The following is a 20,981-nucleotide window of genomic DNA, read 5'->3' as shown; positions in this document are numbered from 1 at the left end:
CTCGCGTTGAGCATTATAACCTCCTCATGCGTGACGACAATCAGTGAATCACTCCTTCGGCATTCTCTTCTTACTCAGAAGTTTTATACCTTCAATAATTCAGGCTGCATGACAAAACATGAGTCAACAATGGCAGAGTATTTGAGTGAAGCCAACGTATATGCCGCTTGAAATATAACAGAGATATTCAGAGGAAAGGCATTTCCCCTTTTGTAAATCTATGCGTACACTTTGTTAATTCTTTGCAGAAGGGAACTGTGCTGCTTTTATGTCGACATTTTATACCGTAATAAGTTGGCTACTGGTTTTTAGCTACTGGTTGCTGATCGCAGGTGTGACCTTGCGTATTCTGATGAAACGCCGGGCGGTGCCTTCAGCGATGGCCTGGCTGCTGGTGATTTATATTCTGCCACTTGTCGGTATTGTCGCTTATCTTTCGTTTGGCGAACTCCATCTCGGTAAACGTCGGGCTGAACGTGCCAGTAAAATGTGGCCATCAACGGCAAAATGGCTGCGCGAATTAAAGGAATACCGTCGTATTTTCGCGACGGAAAACAGTGAAGTCGCTAGCGCGCTATTCCAGCTTTGTGAACGTCGGCAAGGCGTTGGTGGTGTTAAAGGCAACCAACTGCAATTGATGACCACATTTGATGACACCATTAAAGCGTTATTGCGTGATATTGAACTCGCACGTAACAACATCGAGATGGTGTTTTATATCTGGCAACCCGGTGGACTGGTTGAGCAAGTTACCTCTTCCCTTATCGCCGCGGCGCGTCGCGGTGTACATTGCCGCATTTTGTTGGACTCTGCCGGTAGCGTACAATTCTTCCGCCAGCAGCATCCCGAACTGATGCGCACCACAGGAATAGAAGTGGTTGAAGCGCTGAAAGTGAATCTGTTTCGTGCCTTCCTACGTCGCATGGATTTGCGACAGCACCGTAAAATCATCCTGATCGACAACCGCATCGCCTATACCGGCAGCATGAATATGGTCGATCCCCGTTTCTTCAAGCAAGATGCTGGCGTTGGACAATGGATTGACCTGATGGCGCGTATTGAAGGTCCGGTAGCGACCACGCTGGGAATTATTTACTGCTGCGACTGGGAAATGGAAACGGGTAAACGCCTGCTTCCACCGCCGCCAGATGTTAACGTCATGCCATTCGAGCAGGAGAGCGGCCACACCATTCAGGTTATCGCTTCAGGCCCTGGCTACCCTGAAGAAATGATTCATCAGGCGCTGCTGACATCCGTGTATTCGGCGCGTAAGCAGCTAATCATGACGACCCCCTATTTCGTCCCCAGCGATGACCTGCTACATGCCATCTGTACTGCCGCTCAGCGCGGGGTCGATGTCAGCATTATTGTTCCACACAAAAATGACTCCGTACTGGTCGGCTGGGCCAGCCGTGCATTCTTCACGGAACTGCTTGCCGCAGGCGTAAAAATTTATCAATTCAAGGATGGACTGCTGCATACCAAAAGCGTGCTGGTCGATGGGCAACTCAGCCTGGTCGGTACAGTGAATCTCGATATGCGCAGCCTGTGGCTGAATTTTGAAATTACGCTGGTGATCGATGATGCCGGATTCGGCAGCGATTTAGCCTGCGTACAGGAAGACTATATCGCCCGTTCGCGCCTGTTGGATGCGACGTTGTGGCAAAACCGTCCTTACTGGCAGCGCATCGTCGAGCGGCTGTTCTACTTTTTCAGCCCCCTGCTATAAATACGCGTTTTCCCGTGTTCTAATAAGGCTATTGGGAATTTAACAGGAACCGCTTTATGGATTTGAATAACCGCCTGACCGAAGACGAAGCATTAGAACAGGCCTACGATATCTTCCTGGAACTGGCCGCTGACAATCTCGATCCGGCAGACATTTTGCTGTTCAATCTGCAATTCGAAGAACGCGGCGGCGCTGAGTTATTTGACCCTGCGGAAGACTGGGCTGAGCACGTTGATTTCGACCTGAACCCTGATTTCTTTGCCGAAGTCGTGATTGGGCTGGCCGAACAAGACGGTGAAGAAATTACCGATATTTTTGCCCGCGTGCTGATTTGCCGGGAAAAAGACCACAAACTTTGCCACATTCTGTGGAAAGAATAAGTTATCTCGCTTAAACACAAGGCGTCTCCCACAGGAGACGCCTTTTTTACATCAGTAACCGATAAAACGGGTTACTGAGCTTCCGTTTCCGGTAACAGCGCCTGCGGATCGACCTTCAGGCATGAGACTGCATGCGTAAAACTCCCTTCCAGTAATGGACGGGTTTTCGAGCACTCAGGGCCGACAACCGGACAACGGGTGCAAAATACGCAGCCGGATGGCGGATTGATCGGTGAAGGCAAATCCCCTTCCAGTAGCTGTATCTTCTTGTTGCGTTCCTGATCGGGATCGGGAATTGGCACCGCGGACATCAGCGCACGGGTATACGGGTGCTGCGGGTTTTGATAAACCTGATCGTAAGTTCCCAACTCTACCGCATGGCCCAGATACATCACTAATACGCGATCGGAAATGTGTTTCACTACCGATAGGTCATGAGCGATGAAAATCAGAGACAGGCGCATTTCGCGCTGTAATTGACGGAGCAGGTTAACCACCTGTGCTTGGATCGATACGTCCAGGGCTGAAACCGGTTCATCACAGATGATCAGCTTCGGCTCCAGAATCAGCGCGCGGGCGATACCAATACGCTGACATTGGCCACCAGAGAATTCATGTGGATAGCGGTTGATCAGGCTAGGCAACAGTCCAACCTTCAGCATCATCGCTTTTACGCGATCTTTTACCGCCTGTCGATCAAGCTCTGGATGATAAACTTTCAACGGCTCAGCAATAATTTCGCCGATATTCATACGCGGATTCAGCGACGCCAGCGGGTCCTGAAATATCATCTGAATATCGCTACGTGCTGCACGCCATTGATCGGCGTTCATACCCAGCAGGTCTTTTCCCAACCAGGTGACGCGTCCGTCGGTCGCTTTTACCAGCCCGATAATGGCACGCGCCAGCGTAGACTTACCGCAGCCAGACTCCCCTACCACACCCAGCGTTTCACCTTCATATAAGCGCAACGTCACGCCATCAACCGCTTTCAGTTTTTTAGGCGGCTGCCAGAACCACTGCTTATCTTCTCTGACATCAAAGTGAACTTTCAGATCGTCCACTTCTAATAACACCTTTTTTTCGTCCGCGTTGTTCATACCACCTCCTCAATCGCTCTAAAGCAGGCGCGCAAGCGGCCATCACCAAAAGATTCCAATGCAGGTGTGCTGTGGCAGACATCCATTGAATACGGGCAGCGTGGTTGGAACGGGCACCCTTTCGGCAAGCGTAATAAGTTAGGCGGATTACCTGGAATGGTCGCCAGCACCTCATCTTCCGCATCCAGGCGCGGCACAGCGTTGAGCAGACCAACAGAATATGGGTGGCTCGGATGATAAAAGACATCGCGTGCGACACCATATTCCATGGTGCGCCCCGCGTACATCACCAGCACTTTGTCACAAATACCGGCAACCACGCCCAGATCATGCGTGATCATGATGATAGCGGTATTAAACTCGCGCTTCAGGTCGTTCAATAGCGTCATAATCTGCGCCTGAACCGTCACATCCAATGCCGTTGTCGGTTCATCGGCAATCAACAGTTTCGGTCGGCACAGCAGCGCCATCGCAATCATCACGCGCTGGCGCATCCCACCGGAAAACTCATGCGGATACATCTTCATACGCTTACGCGCTTCCGGCATTTTGACCGCATCCAGCATTTTGACCGACTCTTCAAACGCTTCGCTTTTGCTCAGGCGTTTGTGCAACATCAGCACTTCCATCAGTTGTTCACCGACGCGCATGTAAGGGTTGAGTGAGGTCATCGGATCCTGGAAAATCATACTGATTTCTTCAGCACGCAGCTTATTCAGTTGATTTTCCGGTAAATTGAGGATCTCTTTGCCACGAAAACGCGCCGAACCACCAATACGGCCATTGCGGGCCAGCAATCCCATCAACGCGAACGCCGTCTGCGATTTACCCGAGCCTGATTCACCGACAATCCCCAGTGTTTCACCGGCATTGAGCGTGAAGTTCAAGTCGTTAACCGCCGTCACGTCCCCATCTTGCGTCTTGAACGTTACCCGTAGATCCTGAACATGTAGCAACGCGTCGTGCGCGCCCGTTAAATCAATTTTGCTCATGTTGGTACTCCTCAGCGATCTTTCGGGTCGAGGGCATCACGCAGGCCATCGCCGATAAAGTTAAAACAAAACAGCGTGACAACCAGAAACGCCGCCGGATAGAACAGTAACCACGGCGACACTTCCATTGAGTTCGCACCATCATTCAGCAAAGCGCCCCAACTGCTTAACGGCTCTTGCGTTCCCAGACCGAGGAAGCTCAGGAAGGATTCGAACAGAATCATGCTTGGCACCAGCAAAGAGGCATAAACCACTACCACGCCGAGCACATTAGGAACAATGTGACGTAAAACGATACCGCGCGTGGAGACACCGGAAACCATTGCGGCTTCAATAAACTCTTTACGTTTCAAACTCAGCGTCTGACCGCGCACGATACGCGCCATATCCAGCCAGGACACCATGCCGATAGCCACGAAGATCAGCAGCATGTTTTGCCCGAAGAACGTGACCAGCAGAATAACGAAGAACATGAACGGGAATGAGTTGAGGATCTCCAGCAGACGCATCATCACCGAATCCACTTTCCCTCCCAGATAGCCGGACATCGCGCCATACAGCGTCCCGACAATCACAGCAACCAGCGCTGCCGCCACGCCGACCATCAGCGAAACGCGGCCACCGATGGCAACGCGAACCAGCAGGTCGCGGCCAGAAGAATCCGTGCCGAAATAGTGCCCAGACGTCATATCCGGGGCGGCTGACATCATTCCCCAATCCGTATCGGCGTAGTCAAATGCAGACAGCATCGGCGCAAAAACCACGAAAAGAGTAATCACAGCCAGAGTGAATAGACTAGCCAGCGCCGCGCGATTATGGATAAAGCGCAGACGTGCATCTTGCCACAGGCTGCGCCCTTCAATCTCAGACTGCTCGGTGAAGTTCTCTAACGCTTCAACGTTTTTTCGATTCCAAAACATAGCGCCCCCAATTAATAGCGAATTTTCGGATCGATAACAGCGTAGAGCACGTCAATGATCGCATTAAATAAAATGGTTAAGCCGCCGACTAAAATTGTCAGGCTCAGTACCAGTGAGTAATCGCGGTTCAGCGCACCATTCACAAATAGTTGCCCAATACCCGGCAAGCCAAAGATGGTTTCAATGACCATTGAACCAGTAATAATCCCGACAAATGCTGGCCCCATATAGGAAAGCACAGGCAGCAATGCGGGTTTTAACGCATGGCGCAGGACGATACGACGCATCGGTAGCCCCTTGGCGCGGGCCGTGCGGATAAAGTTAGAGTGCAAGACCTCGATCATCGAACCTCGGGTGATACGCGCGATACTGGCGATATAAGACAACGACAGCGCCACCATCGGTAAAATGATGTATTTCGGTGCCCCGCCGTTCCAGCCACCGCCGGGCAACCAACGTAGCGTAATGGCAAAAATCAGCACCAATAACGGTGCAACGACAAAGCTGGGAATAACCACCCCCGTCATGGCAAAGCCCATCACGGTGTAGTCCCATTTCGTATTTTGATTCAGCGCAGCGATCACACCAGCGCTCACACCAAAAACAATGGCGAGAATGAATGCCGCAAACCCTAATTTTGCAGAAACCGGGAAAGACGTCGCGACCAGATCGTTCACGGAATAGTCTTTGTATTTAAAAGAAGGACCGAAATCACCCTGCACCAATTGCAGTAAATAGTTACCGTACTGCGTCAGTATGGGATCGTTCAGATGATATTTGGCCTCAATATTGGCCATCACTTCCGGCGGTAAATTACGCTCCCCGGTAAAGGGGCTGCCGGGTGCCAATCGCATCATGAAGAATGAGATGGTGATCAGAATAAATAGTGTCGGGATCGCCTCTAAGCAGCGGCGAAGAATAAATTTTAACATTGCTCGTACCTATAAAAAGCTGGCGACATCGTTGCGTGCCGCCAGCCATTATTATTAGTGCTTGATGATATAAAGATCTTTCACGTAGACATTATCCTGGGGATCTTTACCTGTTAAGCCCCCCACATACGTCTTCACCAAACGGGTATTCGCATAGTAATAGACCGGTATGATGACTGCGTCTTTATTCAGCAATGCTTCAGCCTGCTGGTAAACAACGGCGCGCTCCTCATCGGTTTTCACCTGTAAGGATTTCACGATCAGCGCATCAAACTCTTTGCTCTTATAGTGTGACTTATTATTGCTGCTGTCAGACAGCATACTGTTTAGGAAGGTAGACGGTTCGTTATAATCTGCACACCACCCTCCACGCGCCAGATCTTGCGTTCCCTGCTGGCGAGAGCTAAGGAACGTTTTCCATTCCTGATTTTCCAGCTTCACATCCACACCGATATTTTGCTTCCAGATAGAGGATGCGGCAATCGCCATCTTTTTATGCAAATCGGATGTGTTATAGAGCAAATTAAACGTCAGTGGTTTTTCTGCGGTGTACCCGGCTTCCGCCAGCAGTTTTTTCGCTTCTGCGTTACGTTTTTCCTGTGACCAGGTGAACCATTCTGGTGTTTCTGCTTTGAAACCATCGATATACGGCGGTACAAAACCATAGGCTGGAATATCACCCTGATTTTTCACTTTATTGGTCAGAATATCCTGACTTATGCCCAGGCGTAACGCTGTTCTTACACGAACATCGTTAAACGGCGGCTTCTGGTTGTTAATTTCATAATAATAAGTGCACAGGTACGGGTTAACCTTCACCTCATCGGGGATCTCTTTCTTTAATTTTTGAAAGAGTTCAATCGGCAACTGATTGTATGTCATATCAATTTCACCGCTGCGGTAGCGGTTCACATCAGTCACTTCCGAAGAAATAGGCAGGTACGTCACCTGATTGATCACGGTATGCGCGTTGTCCCAATATTGCGGGTTGCGTTCCAATACCAGTTTTTCGTTCACGATCCAACTTTTCAGCTTGTAGGCACCATTACCGACCCAGTTTTGCGGCTGCGTCCATTTTTCGCCGAATTTTTCAACAACGGCTTTATTAACAGGCGACATCGCGACATAAACCGGCAACTTATAGAAGTAAGGGACGGCTTCGGAAAGCGTGACCTCCAACGTATGATCGTCGATCGCTTTCACGCCTAATGTATCTGGAGATTTTTTGCCGGCGATGATGTCATCGATATTGAGCAAGTGGCCATATTGCAGGTAGCTAGAATAAGGCGATGCCGTCTTGGGATCGGCCAGACGCTGCCAACTGTAGACGAAATCTTGCGCGGTAACTGGCTCACCATTGGACCATTTGGCATCTTTACGCAGGTGGAACGTCCACACTTTAAACTCTTTGTGATCCCAGCTTTCCGCTACACCGGGGCTGGTTTTACCGTTAACGTCGGAAATGACCAGCCCTTCCAGCAGATCGCGTGATACATTGGATTCGGGTACGCCTTCGATTTTATGCGGATCAAGGGAGGACACTTCCGCGCCATTGTTACGAACCAATTCCTGTTTTTCTGCTAACTGAACGCCAGCGGGAACGGCCGCGGCGAAGGCAGAAACAGCCATCGTACTACTCAATGCCGCGATAATAGCGGCCGCTATTCTTTTTTTAGTTGTGATGTGTGTCATTATTTTCTCCTGTAATGTTGTCGTGTGAGTGATACCTACACGGTTCCTGAATTAATGCCCTGTGAGAAAAACGATTAATCGATTCAACTCACGCCCATTCCTATACAGTGGGAATGGGTAAGCATAGAGTAAACACCAAATTAATCGCTGCTCGCTCACTTCATTTGCATCAAACCGTAAACAGCAGCGGATTAATGCTTAATGATATAGAGATCTTTCACCCGTATGTTATCCAACGGGTCTTTACCTGTAATACCGCCGACATAAGGTTTGATCAACCGGGTATTCACGTAGTAATAGACCGGCACGATGACGGCATCATTATCCAACTGTGATTCCGCCTGCTGGTAAACCTGCGCACGTTCTTCATCCGTTTTCGCCTGAACAGCTTGTGCCATCAGTTTGTCAAATGCTGCGCTCTTATAATGACCCGTATTGTTGCTACTGTCTGACAACATACTATTCAAGAACGACGTCGGTTCGTTATAGTCTGCACACCATCCGGCTCGGGCGACATCATATCCCCCTTGATGACGCGTGCTGAGATAGGTTTTCCACTCCTGATTCTCCAACTTTGCGTTGACACCCAGATTCTGTTTCCAGACCGATGCCGCCGCAATGGCCAGCTTTTTATGTAAATCTGACGAGTTATAGAGCAAATTAAACGTCAGCGGTTTCTCTGCCGTATAGCCCGCTTGCGCCAGCAATTTTTTTGCTTCTTCATTACGTTTCGCCTGCGGCCAGGTAAACCATTCTGGCGTATGCGCTTTCAGACCGTCGGTAAAAGGAGGGATATAGCCATAGGCCGGAATATCACCCTGATTTTTAACTTTATTGGTTAATATGTCCTGATCAAGCCCCATGCGCAGCGCAGTACGCACCCGTACATCGTTAAAGGGCGGTTTCTGGTTATTGATTTCGTAATAATAGGTGCAGAGGTAGGGATCGATGTTAATTTCTTGTGGGATTTCTTTTTTTAGCTTCTGGAATAGTTCGATCGGTAATTTATTATGGGTGACATCAATTTCACCCGCGCGGTAACGGTTAACATCCGTCACTTCAGACGCAATCGGCAGATAGGTGACCTGATTAATCACGGTCTTGGCGTTATCCCAATATTGGGTATTACGCTCCAGCACCAATTTCTCATTCACGACCCAAGATTTAAGACGATAAGCGCCATTTCCCACCCAGTTTTCCGGCTGGGTCCATTTATCACCAAATTTCTCCACCGCAGCTTTATTTACCGGGGACATGGACGAGTGATTCAGTAATTTATAAAAGTAAGGGATCGGTTCACTTAATGTGACTTCCAACGTATGGTCGTCGAGTGCTTTTACGCCCAGCGTATCAGGCGATTTTTTGCTGGCAATAATGTCATCAATATTCAACAGATGACCATATTGCAAATAGCTGGCATAAGGGGAAACGGTTTTCGGATCGGCCAGACGTTGCCAACTATAAACAAAATCCTGGGCGGTAACGGGTTCGCCATTTGACCACTTGGCATTTTTGCGTAAATGGAACGTCCAGACTTTAAAGTCGCTGCTTTCCCAACGCTCAGCCACGCCAGGAATCGGGTGTCCATCAGGATCGGAAATCACCAACCCTTCATAGAGATCGCGCGCAACATTGGATTCCGGTGTACCTTCTATTTTATTTGGGTCCAGCGATGACACTTCAGCGCCATTGTTTCTCACCAGAACCTGTTCTTTCGCCAGCTCAACACCAGCGGGTACATTAGCAGCCTGGACATTCACGCATGACGCCATCACTGCTGTGGCAATCATACTGGTAACAAAGCATCGTTTTGTTTTGCGAGTTTTCACTTTATAAACGCCCCTGTCTTGATACAACGCCATACCGGATTCTATGCATAAAGATCGTCATCAACATAGAGCAGAAAAGAACGCCCATTATTCAAATAAATCATAAGATTATTTTATGAATACATAAAGAATAATAGGTCGACACTCGAAGCTATCAAAAGCAGACACATTCGCCAATATTTTTACATTGATGTTGCTTAATTTTCTTCACCACGGTCCGATAAAATTTCATCACAACACGCCGAAGCAATATTTAACCCCATGATAATCAATGTTTTTTGTTTTTATTTTCAAGTATTTTTTAAATATTCAGCAATTTATAGATTTTGAGCAAAAAAACATCGTAGTGAATTTCATCGTTTTAACAGCACAAAAATGATGACAAGAGCTTACCTGTCCTCGTCATTATCTGACCGAAATGTTATTATTTTAACAATTTTATTACTAACAAAGCTCGATATTAGCCCTCCATTTCTCTGCTATTGACTGCGTGCAAAATGACGCATTCGATTAAGATATAAGCACTATTTATACGACTACGTTTTATGCGAACGGCTAACTCTCAGTATTGACGCCACAACCGTCTCTTACCGCCCCATTCTGGGTAGGAAAATCTCTGGTCATACTTCATTAATGATAGTCACTATCAACACCAGCGTGCTGAATGGTGTCAGCTTAAAGAAAATTCGATATTGATCACAAAAAAAGCACCCACAAATGGGTATGCTCATTCCATGCGGTAATGAATGCGCAAATAATATTAATTTTTACGTATTTTCAAAACAATATTTTAAAAATTTACGATATCAGCGATTACAGTATTTTAAAAAACAGCGATCGCACTATAACCGTAACTGACAAGCTCTTTGAGTCAATTGATGTGAAATAGGCAGAAAAGAATAGCAAGGTAACGGAAACGCCCTCTTCTCGTTTATCTATACTGTTCTATCCGGCGAACCATTGACTGAAAGAGTTTAACATTTATCAGGAGAGCATTATGGCCGTAACCAACGTTGCTGAACTTAACGCATTGGTCGAAAGAGTAAGAAAGGCACAGCAGGAATTTGCCACTTACACTCAGGAACAAGTAGATAAGATCTTCCGCGCTGCCGCACTCGCTGCATCGGATGCCCGTATCCCGCTGGCAAAAATGGCGGTTGCCGAATCTGGCATGGGGATCGTGGAAGATAAAGTCATCAAAAACCACTTCGCATCTGAATACATTTATAACGCCTATCAGGATGAAAAAACCTGCGGCATCCTCTCTACTGATGACACTTTCGGTACCATCACCATTGCAGAGCCTATTGGCCTGATTTGCGGTATTGTTCCCACCACCAACCCCACTTCTACCGCGATTTTTAAAGCGCTGATCAGCCTGAAGACCCGTAACGGAATTATCTTCTCTCCTCATCCGCGTGCAAAAAACGCGACCAATAAAGCAGCAGATATTGTGCTGCAAGCGGCGATTGCCGCAGGCGCACCGAAAGATATCATCGGCTGGATTGACCAGCCTTCTGTCGAGTTGTCTAACCAACTGATGCACCACCCGGATATCAACCTGATTCTGGCTACTGGTGGCCCAGGTATGGTGAAGGCCGCGTACAGCTCAGGTAAACCAGCAATCGGCGTAGGTGCCGGTAACACCCCCGTTGTCGTTGACGAAACCGCGGACATCAAGCGCGCCGTCGCCTCTATTTTGATGTCGAAAACCTTCGATAACGGTGTCATTTGTGCGTCCGAGCAGTCTGTCATCGTGGTAGACAGTGCCTATGATGCCGTGCGTGAGCGTTTTGCTACCCACGGCGGCTACATGCTGAAAGGCAAAGAACTTCATGCCGTACAGGGCATTCTGCTAAAAAACGGTTCATTGAATGCCGACATTGTGGGCCAACCAGCACCGAAAATCGCAGAAATGGCAGGCATCACCGTCCCAGCAAACACCAAAGTGCTGATCGGTGAAGTAACGGCCGTCGATGAATCCGAGCCGTTTGCCCATGAAAAACTGTCTCCGACACTGGCGATGTACCGTGCGAAAGACTTCAACGACGCCGTCATTAAAGCGGAAAAACTGGTAGCAATGGGTGGCATCGGTCACACATCCTGCCTATATACCGATCAGGACAATCAGCCAGAACGCGTAAATCATTTCGGTAATATGATGAAAACGGCACGCATCCTGATTAATACTCCGGCTTCTCAGGGCGGTATCGGCGATCTCTACAACTTCAAACTCGCGCCGTCTCTGACGCTGGGCTGCGGCTCCTGGGGCGGAAACTCCATCTCCGAAAACGTCGGTCCGAAGCACTTGATCAACAAGAAAACGGTAGCCAAGCGAGCAGAGAATATGTTGTGGCATAAACTTCCCAAGTCTATTTATTTCCGTCGCGGCTCACTGCCAATCGCACTTGAAGAAGTCGCCTCCGATGGTGCAAAACGTGCATTTATCGTGACCGACCGTTTCCTGTTCAACAACGGTTATGTCGATCAGGTCACGTCCGTACTGAAACATCACGGACTGGAAACCAAGGTTTTCTTTGAAGTTGAGGCCGATCCGACACTGAGCATCGTGCGTAAAGGTGCAGAGCAAATGCACTCCTTCAAGCCAGATGTGATTATTGCGCTGGGCGGCGGCTCGCCAATGGATGCGGCGAAGATCATGTGGGTAATGTATGAACACCCGACAACGCACTTCGAAGAGTTGGCACTGCGCTTTATGGATATCCGTAAACGTATCTACAAGTTCCCGAAAATGGGCGTCAAAGCCAAAATGGTGGCGATAACCACCACATCCGGTACGGGTTCCGAGGTTACGCCGTTTGCCGTAGTGACGGACGATGCAACCGGGCAGAAATATCCGTTGGCAGACTATGCGCTGACGCCAGATATGGCGATTGTTGATGCTAACCTGGTAATGAACATGCCGAAATCGCTGTGTGCATTTGGTGGGCTCGATGCCGTAACGCACTCACTGGAAGCCTATGTTTCCGTGCTGGCAAACGAATATTCGGACGGACAGGCGCTACAAGCGTTGAAGTTACTAAAAGAGAATCTGCCAGACAGCTACCGTGACGGAGCCAAAAACCCGGTTGCCCGTGAACGCGTGCATAACGCCGCAACGATTGCAGGTATCGCATTTGCCAACGCCTTCCTCGGCGTCTGTCACTCAATGGCGCACAAGTTAGGCTCGGAGTTCCATATTCCGCACGGTCTGGCAAACGCCCTACTAATCTCAAACGTGATTCGCTATAACGCGAACGACAACCCGACCAAGCAGACGACGTTCAGCCAGTATGACCGCCCTCAGGCTCGCCGTCGTTACGCGGAAGTCGCTGACCACCTGCGCTTGACAGCCCCCAGCGATCGTACCGCGCAGAAAATCGAGAAATTGCTGAACTGGTTGGAAGAAATAAAGACTGAGTTGGGGATCCCGACGTCCATCCGTGACGCTGGCGTACAGGAAGCCGATTTCCTGGCGAAGGTCGATAAGTTGTCTGAAGATGCGTTCGACGATCAGTGTACTGGCGCTAACCCGCGCTATCCGCTGATTTCCGAATTGAAACAAATTCTGATGGATACTTACTATGGTCGTAAGTTTTCCGAAGATGTAAAAACAGAAGCGATTGAACCACCCGTAGTAAAAGCCGCCAAAACCAGTAAGAAAGCCGCACACTAACGCTCCGGCAATTACCGCCTTAGGCTATCTCTTTGTTATACCCAACCCTCTAAGGGTTGGGTATTTTTGTTATGGAGATCTAACGCAGGTGCATCTTAGGACGCCAGTTTATTAATACGGCTATTAACCATCTAACTCGCTTTCCTTACGGGTTAATCCCAGCGCAATCTTATAATGCTTACGGCATACGGAAACATAACTTTCATTACCGCCAATAACGACCTGTTCCCCTTCGTGGACAGCATTACCCTGCGCATCTAACCGCAATACACAGTTAGCTTTACGTCCGCAATGACAGACCGTTTTTAACTCGATCAACTTATCAGCCCACGCCAATAAATAGTGACTCCCAGAAAACAAATCGCCGCGAAAGTCAGTACGCAACCCGTAACACAATACCGGGATATCTAATTGGTCTACGACATCGGAAAGCTCACTCACCTGCTCACGGGTTAAAAATTGACATTCGTCAATTAATATACAATCTACGGGTTGGGTACGGTGCTCTTTCTCCAACAATCCAAATAAAGATGTCTGCGGATTAAACAATAATGCCGGAGAAGAAAGACCGATCCGTGAACTTACTATCCCCACACCGTGCCGATTATCTATTTCTGCAGTGAACACCAGCGTGCGCATCCCGCGTTCCTGGTAGTTATATGATGACTGCAATAGCGCCGTCGATTTCCCTGCGTTCATTGCAGAATAATAAAAATAAAGTTGAGCCACTCAGCTACTCCAAAAGGCAGGCTATATACTCGTAATACGTCAAGTTGCATGTGCGTTGGCTACGCTACTCGGCCCACTTATGTGGGCCTCGCCCCGTTGGGGCCGCTGCAAGCAACGTTCAAACCTGCCTCTCACCGGAGGTCAACCGTTGGCTGAGCAAATTCGTTCCCGACGAATTTATCCTTCTCTTGCCGCCTGCCTGAAACTCGAATTATTTAGAGTATATGATCTTCATGTTGTAAGCGCTTATTGTAACAACTCGTCTTCACGCTGTGCAATGGGCTATTCCTCGACTACAGATTGTCCATTCGCTGACCACCGACAACCTGTATGATAAAAGATATAAACATCCCTTATAACAACGGCGCTACGTCAATAAGCCATTCTCCGTCATATGCGGTAGGAAAACGGCATACCAAATGTATTTTTTTGATAACCAGAAAGTATTTATATTTATGTAACATACGATGTGAATTCTGTTTTAAAAATGACGTTTTTTAACAAACTTACAAATCTGACTATTGCAGAAAAGAAAATAGCACTCTATTATCACACTACACGCCACCAATAATATTAATTTGAGATTATCACAATGAGCGAAGCACTAAAAATTCTTAACAACATCCGTACTCTGCGTGCCCAGGCTAGAGAATGTACCCTGGATACTTTAGAAGAAATGCTGGAAAAACTGGAAGTCGTGGTTAATGAACGCCGCGAAGAAGATAGCCAGGTTCAGGCTGAAGTTGAAGAACGTGCGCGTAAATTACAACAATATCGCGAGATGCTGATTGCCGATGGTATTGACCCTAACGAATTATTCCAGTCTTTAGGTTCAGTGAAAGTTGCAGGAAAAAGCAAACGCGCTGCCCGCCCTGCAAAATATCAATACACTGACGAAAACAACGAAGTTAAAACCTGGACTGGTCAAGGGCGTACACCAGCAGTGATCAAAAAAGCAATCGAAGAGCAAAACAAGTCTTTAGACGATTTCCTGCTGTAATTGTCTATAAACACCGAATACTAAAAACCCCCGATAGCAATCGGGGGTTTTTATTTGATAATACCACTACGAAAAGAAAGCAGATGGTTGCCGTTTTGGCTGCTCTCTGTTTTTTTGTAAACAGAGAGCAATAATTACCTTCTGTTATTTTTCTTCTGCGTCAATCGTTTCCTGCAACCATTGCGCGAACTCCTGGCCTAAACCGTCATGACGTAAACCATATTCTACGAATGCCTGCATATAGCCTAGCTTATTACCACAGTCATGGCTCACACCTTTCAGGTGATACGCTTCTACCGTTTCTTTTTCCATCAGCATCGCAATGGCATCGGTCAACTGAATTTCATTACCTGCGCCCGGCGGTGTTTTCTCCAACAGCGGCCAAATATCAGCAGAGAGCACATAACGGCCAACGACGGCTAAATTAGACGGTGCTTCGGAAGCTTTAGGTTTTTCAACCACGCCGACCATAGGGACGCTATCCCCTGCTTTTAATTCCACACCTTTGCAATCAACCACACCATAGCTACTTACATTTTCAACTGGCTCAACCATAATTTGGCTGTGACCTGTAGTAGAGAAACGTTGCAGCATTTCGCTCAGGTTATCTTTCTTCAGATCGGATTCATATTCATCAATAATCACATCTGGCAGAATAACCGCGACGGGCTCATCCCCAACTAACGGGTGCGCGCACAATACAGCATGGCCCAACCCTTTCGCTAATCCCTGACGTACTTGCATAATGGTAACGTGTTTAGGACAGATGGATTGAATTTCCTCCAATAGCTGACGTTTAACACGTTTTTCCAAAATGGCTTCCAGTTCAAAACTGGTATCGAAATGGTTTTCAATAGAATTCTTCGATGAGTGTGTAACCAAAATAATTTCATTAATCCCTGCGGCGATACACTCATTAACAACATATTGGATCAGCGGTTTATCTACCAACGGCAGCATTTCTTTAGGAATGGCTTTGGTGGCAGGCAGCATACGCGTCCCTAATCCAGCAACCGGTATGACCGCTTTTTTTACTTTTTTATTCACAATAGACATAAACAGCCTCTTATATACCGTTCAAATAATGAACTTTATTTATCTAAGCAAGATAACCGATGGAGTATAACGACTTTAACAAAGGTTCGCTTGTCCCAACGTTACCGTTCAATAAAAATAAGATAACTCCCTACATAGTAGGAAATAAAAAATAATACCGAAAAGTAGGTATTAACCGAAACTAACGCCCGCTTCGTGCTATCAGACTATTCCGTCGTCAGCATGAGTCGTAAACGACCGCCACCGCCCCATATCTGACATTGCCATGTTTCACACTGATAATTAAGCTGATTGAGATAGGCTCCCTCAAGCGTTCCTAAAGGGACGCCGCTATTCAATACGACCTGTTGTTCGTTAACATTTAGCGTAGCGTTTAGCCCAGCGGAGATCAGTATCAGTTGTTTCAATGGCCGATGGTAATACCCTACAAGCAAAGGAAAACGACCATCCAGGCTCGCCTGCCGCAGCAATTGATTTACCTGCTTTAATAACGTCGGCAAATACGGTAAGCGATGTTGCTGATCGGCCAAATGTTCCTGAAGCAATCCATTGAACAACGTCCGAAGCAGTAACGCTGCCAGCGTGCCATTATTATTGGCGCCCTGAGTGACATCAAGGCAATAAAACGCTAATTCAGTCTCGGAAAGCGCGGCGATATCCAACACCAGCCCCGGTTGTTCCGCAGTCGTCAATTGGCGGTAGTTAACGCGGCAGCGAGCAAGTGTTTGCTGAACGGGCGGCTGTAGTTGAGCGAGCAGTTTGGTTATTGCTTCAGGTGATTGATTGAGAGAATCCATATCCTGCATCAGTTGATCCATCTCATTAAGTTGTGAGGTAAACATGTCAGGATAGAGGCAGGACATCACAGCATCACGCAAGCGTGTGTAATCACGAATAGGTTTAAGCAACACGTCCTGGACACCGAGACGCAAGACTTTAGCGATATCCGCCATCTGACTGGTTGCAGAAATGACCAGTATTGGCGTGTCGCTATCCCTCAAACGCAGGCATTCGAGGAACTCGATCCCTCCCATCATCGGCATTTTCAAATCGCAAATCATTAAATCGGGGTGGTAATGTTCAAGAATACTTAGCGCATCTAATCCATTAATCGCCTCCCGAACCGAAGCCCCAAGAGAAGTCAGATAACCAGCGAGCACAGATCGAAAAACGGCCTCGTCATCAATGACTAAAATATGCTTACCCGCTAGTGGTTGTTCCATCAGTACCCCTTACTTCAAACACCGAATAATCACACCTACTTTAGCGCCAGTGCACCAGATAGTCGGCACACTATTCGCTCTTAAGTGCATGCGTTCTTAACAGCATGCGCTCTTCACTACAATTCTTTTGCTAACGGCAAGAGCTCATCACGAATCTTTGCTACTGCTTTATAACCCGCCTCAATCGCCTCGTGCGCCCGGTGAAAATCTAACGTAGCGATCTGAGGACAATACGGCTGTAGCAATACGTCAGGTGGATCGCCCGCCATTCTCGTCATCTTTAACCGATTTTCCAGAATCTGTATCGATGTACTCATTATCTCCATTGCCGTGGGTGAACTTTCTGCTGACTGGCGTCGGCTTCTTAATAAACGCTCCCGAATCCTACTACGCCAATCTTGCGAAACATGCTCCATATCAATGTCAGCCTCTGACGCCGTTGGTTTAATCGATAGCAGATCCTGATGATTAAGGCTAGCATCGTGCTGGAGATCAACGGCAATCACGATATCAGCCCCCATTGCCCGCGCCAGAGAAACGGGAACAGGATTAACCACCGCGCCATCCACCAGCCAGTAATCGTTAAATCGAACGGGGGATAACAAGCCAGGCATACTGCAAGACGCCCGCATTGCCTGGTGTAAATCGCCGTCTGTCAGCCAGAGTTCACGCCCTGTGCTGAGATTTGTCGTCACCACGCCATATTTGATAGCACAGTCTTCAATCTGTGTTGTATGTAACAAATGCTTAACACTATTAAAGACACGATCGCCACGCAACAAACTGCCACGCTGCCAGGAAAGATCCATCAACCGAATCACGTCCCAGTAGCCAAATCCTCTCACCCACTGCTCCATTGAGGACAAATTGTTTGTCGCATATGCCGCGCCAACCAGCGCGCCAATAGAACAACCCGCGACGACATCAACCTCGATTCCCAGCTCTGTTAACGCATTAAACACCCCAATATGCGCCCATCCTTTCGCAGCCCCAGATCCCAAGGCTATGCCAATCTTTTTCCGTTGCATAATTGCTCCATCCCCTTCATTTTAGCGCACATTGCTAGACGTAGAGTTTCTTAGGTAACATATCGGCATCCCGCATAGGGATCTGTTTATTATCTATCAGTTTTTATCTTAAATTTTCTTCAGGAGACGTTGTGTCAGAATCTTGCCCCTGTTGCAGTGGGTTGCAGTATAACGCATGCTGTCAACCCTATCTCACGCATGCCGCAACAGCGGCCGAGCCTGTTCTGTTAATGCGATCGCGTTACACCGCCTACGTCAAACACGATGTCGACTATCTTATCGCTACTTGGCATCCCGATTGCCAACCCGATAAATGGCGTGAGTCTATTTCTGCAAGCTGTCAAAATTCACAGTGGCTAGGCCTCACTATACTGGCAACGTCTCCCGGAAAAACGCCTGACGAGGGCTATGTGGAATTCGCCGCACGTTATCTATCGGAAACCGACAGCCAGCGAACAGAATTAATGCGAGAACGCTCACGCTTCCTTCGCCAGCATAATCGCTGGTACTATATAGACGGCGTTCATATGCAGACAGGCAGAAATGAACCTTGCCCGTGTGGTTCCGGCAAAAAATACAAAAAGTGTTGCGGACAATAGAACACCGGCAGTCGTCCACGCGGCCTACCGCTGCGTTACCATAAGATCGTTATTTTAGTTTTCGGACAGGATCTACACGCTCATGCAATCCCAAAATATACAAAGAAAAGTATTACGAACCATTTGCCCCGACGCAAAAGGGCTCATCGCGAAAATTACGAATATTTGTTATAAGCACGAATTGAACATCGTACAAAACAATGAGTTTGTCGATCATCGCACTGGCCGCTTTTTCATGCGGACCGAGTTGGAAGGGATTTTCAACGACACCACGCTGTTAGCTGATTTGGACAGTGCGCTTCCCGAAGGTTCGTCTCGAGAATTAACCGCCGCGGGCCGCCGTCGCATCGTGGTTTTGGTGACGAAAGAAGCTCACTGCCTGGGCGATCTGTTGATGAAAAGTGCCTATGGCGGCCTGGATGTCGAAATCGCTGCCGTCATCGGTAATCACGATACCTTACAGACACTGGTCGAGCGGTTTGATATCCCCTTCCATTTGGTCAGCCATGAGGGGTTAACGCGCGAAGAGCACGATCAACAGATGATCGCGCAGATCGATCAATATAAACCTGATTACGTCGTGTTGGCGAAATACATGCGAGTCCTGACACCTGCATTTGTTCAGCATTATCCAAACCAGGTGATCAACATCCACCATTCGTTCTTACCTGCCTTTATCGGTGCCCGCCCGTATCATCAGGCTTACGAACGTGGTGTAAAAATCATTGGCGCGACAGCTCACTACGTTAACGATAATCTGGATGAAGGTCCGATCATCATGCAGGACGTCATTCACGTTGACCATACTTACTCAGGTGACGACATGATGCGTGCAGGTCGTGACGTTGAGAAAAACGTCCTCAGTCGCGCACTGTATCGTGTACTGGCTCAGCGTGTTTTTGTCTACGGTAACCGTACCATTATTCTGTAATCGGTTGATCGGACATCTTTTTGTATAAGGATGCGTCGAACGGAATAAAAAAACGGCAACCACATTTATTTTTGATATATAGCACTTTACAGGGGCGTGTCATTTGATATGATGCGCCCCGCTTGAAGCGAAAGCGTCTTGCAGCAAGGCCAGTGGTGGGGTTCCCGAGCGGCCAAAGGGAGCAGACTGTAAATCTGCCGTCACAGACTTCGAAGGTTCGAATCCTTCCCCCACCACCATTTCAAAGTAACGCCTCTGAATTACATCCCAAGGCTAAAGCATCAGATTCCCGTTAGGGAAGGTAAAAAAAGTAATCATGGAACGATTATGACTTGGTTGTATATTTTATCCTCAATCGTCACTCTTGCCCCACTATACCTGGCTGTAAAAAAGCTAACGTCCTCTTACTTTATATATACTAGATTTTGTGCAATTCTAGTGGCTACACTTTTCATGTGTTTTCACCTTTACATTTTTCACGCAGGAAAAATACCATTCATCGGTGTCTCCATAAAAGATAATGACTTTATCCTTTATGGCTCGTTTATATTTGCCTTACTATGTGCAACCACCTGCGCAATAGCACATAACAATAGTTAGAAAAGGCTAAGGGAATGGAACTTTTTTATATATTTTCAGCTATATTCATGTTCATCCCTGCTTATCTTGCTATAAAAAAAATCACCACATCCGAAGATGTTTATCGTAAATTTTTTGGCATTCTTATCTCTTTTTTGTTGATGTTTTTCCATTTTTACACCTACCATGATGGAAAGATCCCTTTTTTGGCCATCTCTATCGAAGATAACGATATTGCCCATTACAGTTCATTCATATTTGGACTTATAAGTGGAGTTGTGGGATGCGTAGCATATCAAGATAAAAGATAAAAAAACAACAGGTTAAAAACACACGGAGGAATGTGTTTTTATTTATCACTATCCTTACATTCACTTTATCATGTGCAATAAGAAATTATGATGACACATGAATAAAATAAAAGACTCGCGATAATGACATCCGTTTACATCACGTTATCAGTACTCATGTTCGTCCCGACCTACTTTATTATAAAGAAACTCACCTCATCTGAAGATACTTACCACAAATTCTTTGGGATCGTTGCCTCCTGCGCCTTTATGTCTTTTCATTTTTATACTTATCA

Annotated in this window: 17 protein-coding genes and 1 tRNA gene; 7 read left to right on the top strand and 11 right to left on the bottom strand. The window is 47.4% G+C overall.

Translation table 11 applies throughout. The features are described from left to right. The first annotated feature begins 268 nt into the window (after positions 1–268). Entirely contained in the window at positions 269–1,729 is a 1,461-nt protein-coding gene (cls, locus tag A7983_RS18830) for a cardiolipin synthase (RefSeq protein ID WP_005968700.1), read from the top strand. A gap of 56 nt (positions 1,730–1,785) precedes the next feature. Then, entirely contained in the window at positions 1,786–2,109 is a 324-nt protein-coding gene (locus A7983_RS18825) for an HI1450 family dsDNA-mimic protein (protein ID WP_005968702.1), read from the top strand. Between the two features lie 71 nt (positions 2,110–2,180). On the opposite strand, the gene oppF is transcribed toward A7983_RS18825, so the two are convergent. The 6 genes from oppF to oppA (A7983_RS18795) form a co-directional block, all read right to left on the bottom strand. Continuing rightward, the gene (gene oppF / locus A7983_RS18820) at positions 2,181–3,209 is read right to left on the bottom strand and encodes a murein tripeptide/oligopeptide ABC transporter ATP binding protein OppF (protein WP_005968704.1); all 1,029 of its coding nucleotides are present in this window, start codon (positions 3,207–3,209) and stop codon (positions 2,181–2,183) included. Then, positions 3,206–4,201 carry an ABC transporter ATP-binding protein gene (oppD, locus tag A7983_RS18815; protein ID WP_005968707.1) on the bottom strand — a complete coding sequence of 332 codons (996 nt, stop codon included), beginning with the start codon at positions 4,199–4,201 and terminating at the stop codon, positions 3,206–3,208. The genes oppF and oppD overlap by 4 nt, the downstream gene beginning before the upstream one ends. A gap of 11 nt (positions 4,202–4,212) precedes the next feature. Further along, entirely contained in the window at positions 4,213–5,121 is a 909-nt protein-coding gene (oppC, locus tag A7983_RS18810) for an oligopeptide ABC transporter permease OppC (protein WP_005968709.1), read from the bottom strand. Positions 5,122–5,132: 11 nt separating this feature from the next. After that, entirely contained in the window at positions 5,133–6,053 is a 921-nt protein-coding gene (gene oppB / locus A7983_RS18805; RefSeq protein ID WP_005968711.1) for an oligopeptide ABC transporter permease OppB, read from the bottom strand. Between the two features lie 54 nt (positions 6,054–6,107). Then, complete coding sequence (oppA, locus tag A7983_RS18800; RefSeq protein ID WP_005968713.1) at positions 6,108–7,745, bottom strand: oligopeptide ABC transporter substrate-binding protein OppA; 1,638 nt, start codon at positions 7,743–7,745, stop codon at positions 6,108–6,110. Between the two features lie 191 nt (positions 7,746–7,936). Next, a complete protein-coding gene (gene oppA, locus A7983_RS18795) occupies positions 7,937–9,607 on the bottom strand; it encodes an oligopeptide ABC transporter substrate-binding protein OppA (RefSeq protein WP_005968715.1) in 1,671 nt (556 codons plus the stop codon). Between the two features lie 964 nt (positions 9,608–10,571). Here oppA (A7983_RS18795) and adhE point away from each other — a divergent pair. Beyond that, entirely contained in the window at positions 10,572–13,250 is a 2,679-nt protein-coding gene (gene adhE / locus A7983_RS18790) for a bifunctional acetaldehyde-CoA/alcohol dehydrogenase (protein ID WP_005968717.1), read from the top strand. 123 nt (positions 13,251–13,373) lie between these two features. Here adhE and A7983_RS18785 read toward each other — a convergent pair whose 3' ends face one another. Then, positions 13,374–13,979, bottom strand: coding sequence for a thymidine kinase (locus tag A7983_RS18785; protein WP_039477080.1), 606 nt, complete (start codon positions 13,977–13,979; stop codon positions 13,374–13,376). 592 nt (positions 13,980–14,571) lie between these two features. Between A7983_RS18785 and hns the strand changes: the two genes are divergently transcribed. Further along, on the top strand, positions 14,572–14,979 hold the full coding sequence (gene hns / locus A7983_RS18780; RefSeq protein WP_005968723.1) for a histone-like nucleoid-structuring protein H-NS: 408 nt from the start codon (positions 14,572–14,574) through the stop codon (positions 14,977–14,979). Positions 14,980–15,123: 144 nt separating this feature from the next. On the opposite strand, the gene galU is transcribed toward hns, so the two are convergent. The 3 genes from galU to rssA form a co-directional block, all read right to left on the bottom strand. Beyond that, complete coding sequence (galU, locus tag A7983_RS18775) at positions 15,124–16,035, bottom strand: UTP--glucose-1-phosphate uridylyltransferase GalU (RefSeq protein ID WP_005968726.1); 912 nt, start codon at positions 16,033–16,035, stop codon at positions 15,124–15,126. A 206-nt stretch (positions 16,036–16,241) separates the two neighbouring features. Then, positions 16,242–17,258: a two-component system response regulator RssB gene (gene rssB / locus A7983_RS18770; RefSeq protein ID WP_005968728.1), complete on the bottom strand. Its 1,017-nt coding sequence runs from the start codon at positions 17,256–17,258 to the stop codon at positions 16,242–16,244. 116 nt (positions 17,259–17,374) lie between these two features. Then, positions 17,375–18,286: a patatin-like phospholipase RssA gene (rssA, locus tag A7983_RS18765; RefSeq protein ID WP_005968730.1), complete on the bottom strand. Its 912-nt coding sequence runs from the start codon at positions 18,284–18,286 to the stop codon at positions 17,375–17,377. 131 nt (positions 18,287–18,417) lie between these two features. Here rssA and A7983_RS23620 point away from each other — a divergent pair, with 131 nt between their 5' ends. The 3 genes from A7983_RS23620 to A7983_RS18755 all read left to right on the top strand — a co-directional run bounded on the left by A7983_RS23620 (position 18,418) and on the right by A7983_RS18755 (position 20,055). Then, complete coding sequence (locus A7983_RS23620; protein ID WP_005968732.1) at positions 18,418–18,885, top strand: YchJ family protein; 468 nt, start codon at positions 18,418–18,420, stop codon at positions 18,883–18,885. Between the two features lie 82 nt (positions 18,886–18,967). Continuing rightward, entirely contained in the window at positions 18,968–19,816 is an 849-nt protein-coding gene (purU, locus tag A7983_RS18760) for a formyltetrahydrofolate deformylase (RefSeq protein WP_005968735.1), read from the top strand. Between the two features lie 154 nt (positions 19,817–19,970). After that, positions 19,971–20,055 (top strand) — tRNA-Tyr (locus A7983_RS18755). A gap of 396 nt (positions 20,056–20,451) precedes the next feature. Here the strand turns inward: A7983_RS18755 and A7983_RS24005 are convergent. Further along, positions 20,452–20,637 (bottom strand): hypothetical protein, encoded by a 186-nt coding sequence (locus A7983_RS24005; RefSeq protein ID WP_039488495.1) that lies wholly within the window; start codon positions 20,635–20,637, stop codon positions 20,452–20,454. Positions 20,638–20,981 lie beyond the last annotated feature (344 nt).

Origin of the sequence: Pectobacterium wasabiae CFBP 3304 (assembly GCF_001742185.1) — a bacterium.
Lineage (GTDB): Bacteria > Pseudomonadota > Gammaproteobacteria > Enterobacterales > Enterobacteriaceae > Pectobacterium > Pectobacterium wasabiae.
The sequence above is the reverse complement of the archived record's forward strand: the minus strand, read 5'-3'. Positions and strand labels throughout refer to the sequence as shown.

Excerpts from the sequence above, each read along its gene's own strand:
- cls (WP_005968700.1), top strand. The coding sequence starts at position 269 with ATGTCGACATTTTATACCGTAATAAGTTGGCTACTGGTTTTTAGCTAC.
- A7983_RS18825 (WP_005968702.1), top strand. The coding sequence starts at position 1,786 with ATGGATTTGAATAACCGCCTGACCGAAGACGAAGCATTAGAACAGGCC.
- oppF (WP_005968704.1), bottom strand. The coding sequence starts at position 3,209 with ATGAACAACGCGGACGAAAAAAAGGTGTTATTAGAAGTGGACGATCTG.
- oppD (WP_005968707.1), bottom strand. The coding sequence starts at position 4,201 with ATGAGCAAAATTGATTTAACGGGCGCGCACGACGCGTTGCTACATGTT.
- oppC (WP_005968709.1), bottom strand. The coding sequence starts at position 5,121 with ATGTTTTGGAATCGAAAAAACGTTGAAGCGTTAGAGAACTTCACCGAG.
- oppB (WP_005968711.1), bottom strand. The coding sequence starts at position 6,053 with ATGTTAAAATTTATTCTTCGCCGCTGCTTAGAGGCGATCCCGACACTA.
- oppA (WP_005968713.1), bottom strand. The coding sequence starts at position 7,745 with ATGACACACATCACAACTAAAAAAAGAATAGCGGCCGCTATTATCGCG.
- oppA (WP_005968715.1), bottom strand. The coding sequence starts at position 9,607 with ATGGCGTTGTATCAAGACAGGGGCGTTTATAAAGTGAAAACTCGCAAA.
- adhE (WP_005968717.1), top strand. The coding sequence starts at position 10,572 with ATGGCCGTAACCAACGTTGCTGAACTTAACGCATTGGTCGAAAGAGTA.
- hns (WP_005968723.1), top strand. The coding sequence starts at position 14,572 with ATGAGCGAAGCACTAAAAATTCTTAACAACATCCGTACTCTGCGTGCC.
- galU (WP_005968726.1), bottom strand. The coding sequence starts at position 16,035 with ATGTCTATTGTGAATAAAAAAGTAAAAAAAGCGGTCATACCGGTTGCT.
- rssB (WP_005968728.1), bottom strand. The coding sequence starts at position 17,258 with ATGGAACAACCACTAGCGGGTAAGCATATTTTAGTCATTGATGACGAG.
- rssA (WP_005968730.1), bottom strand. The coding sequence starts at position 18,286 with ATGCAACGGAAAAAGATTGGCATAGCCTTGGGATCTGGGGCTGCGAAA.
- purU (WP_005968735.1), top strand. The coding sequence starts at position 18,968 with ATGCAATCCCAAAATATACAAAGAAAAGTATTACGAACCATTTGCCCC.
- A7983_RS24005 (WP_039488495.1), bottom strand. The coding sequence starts at position 20,637 with ATGGGCAATATCGTTATCTTCGATAGAGATGGCCAAAAAAGGGATCTT.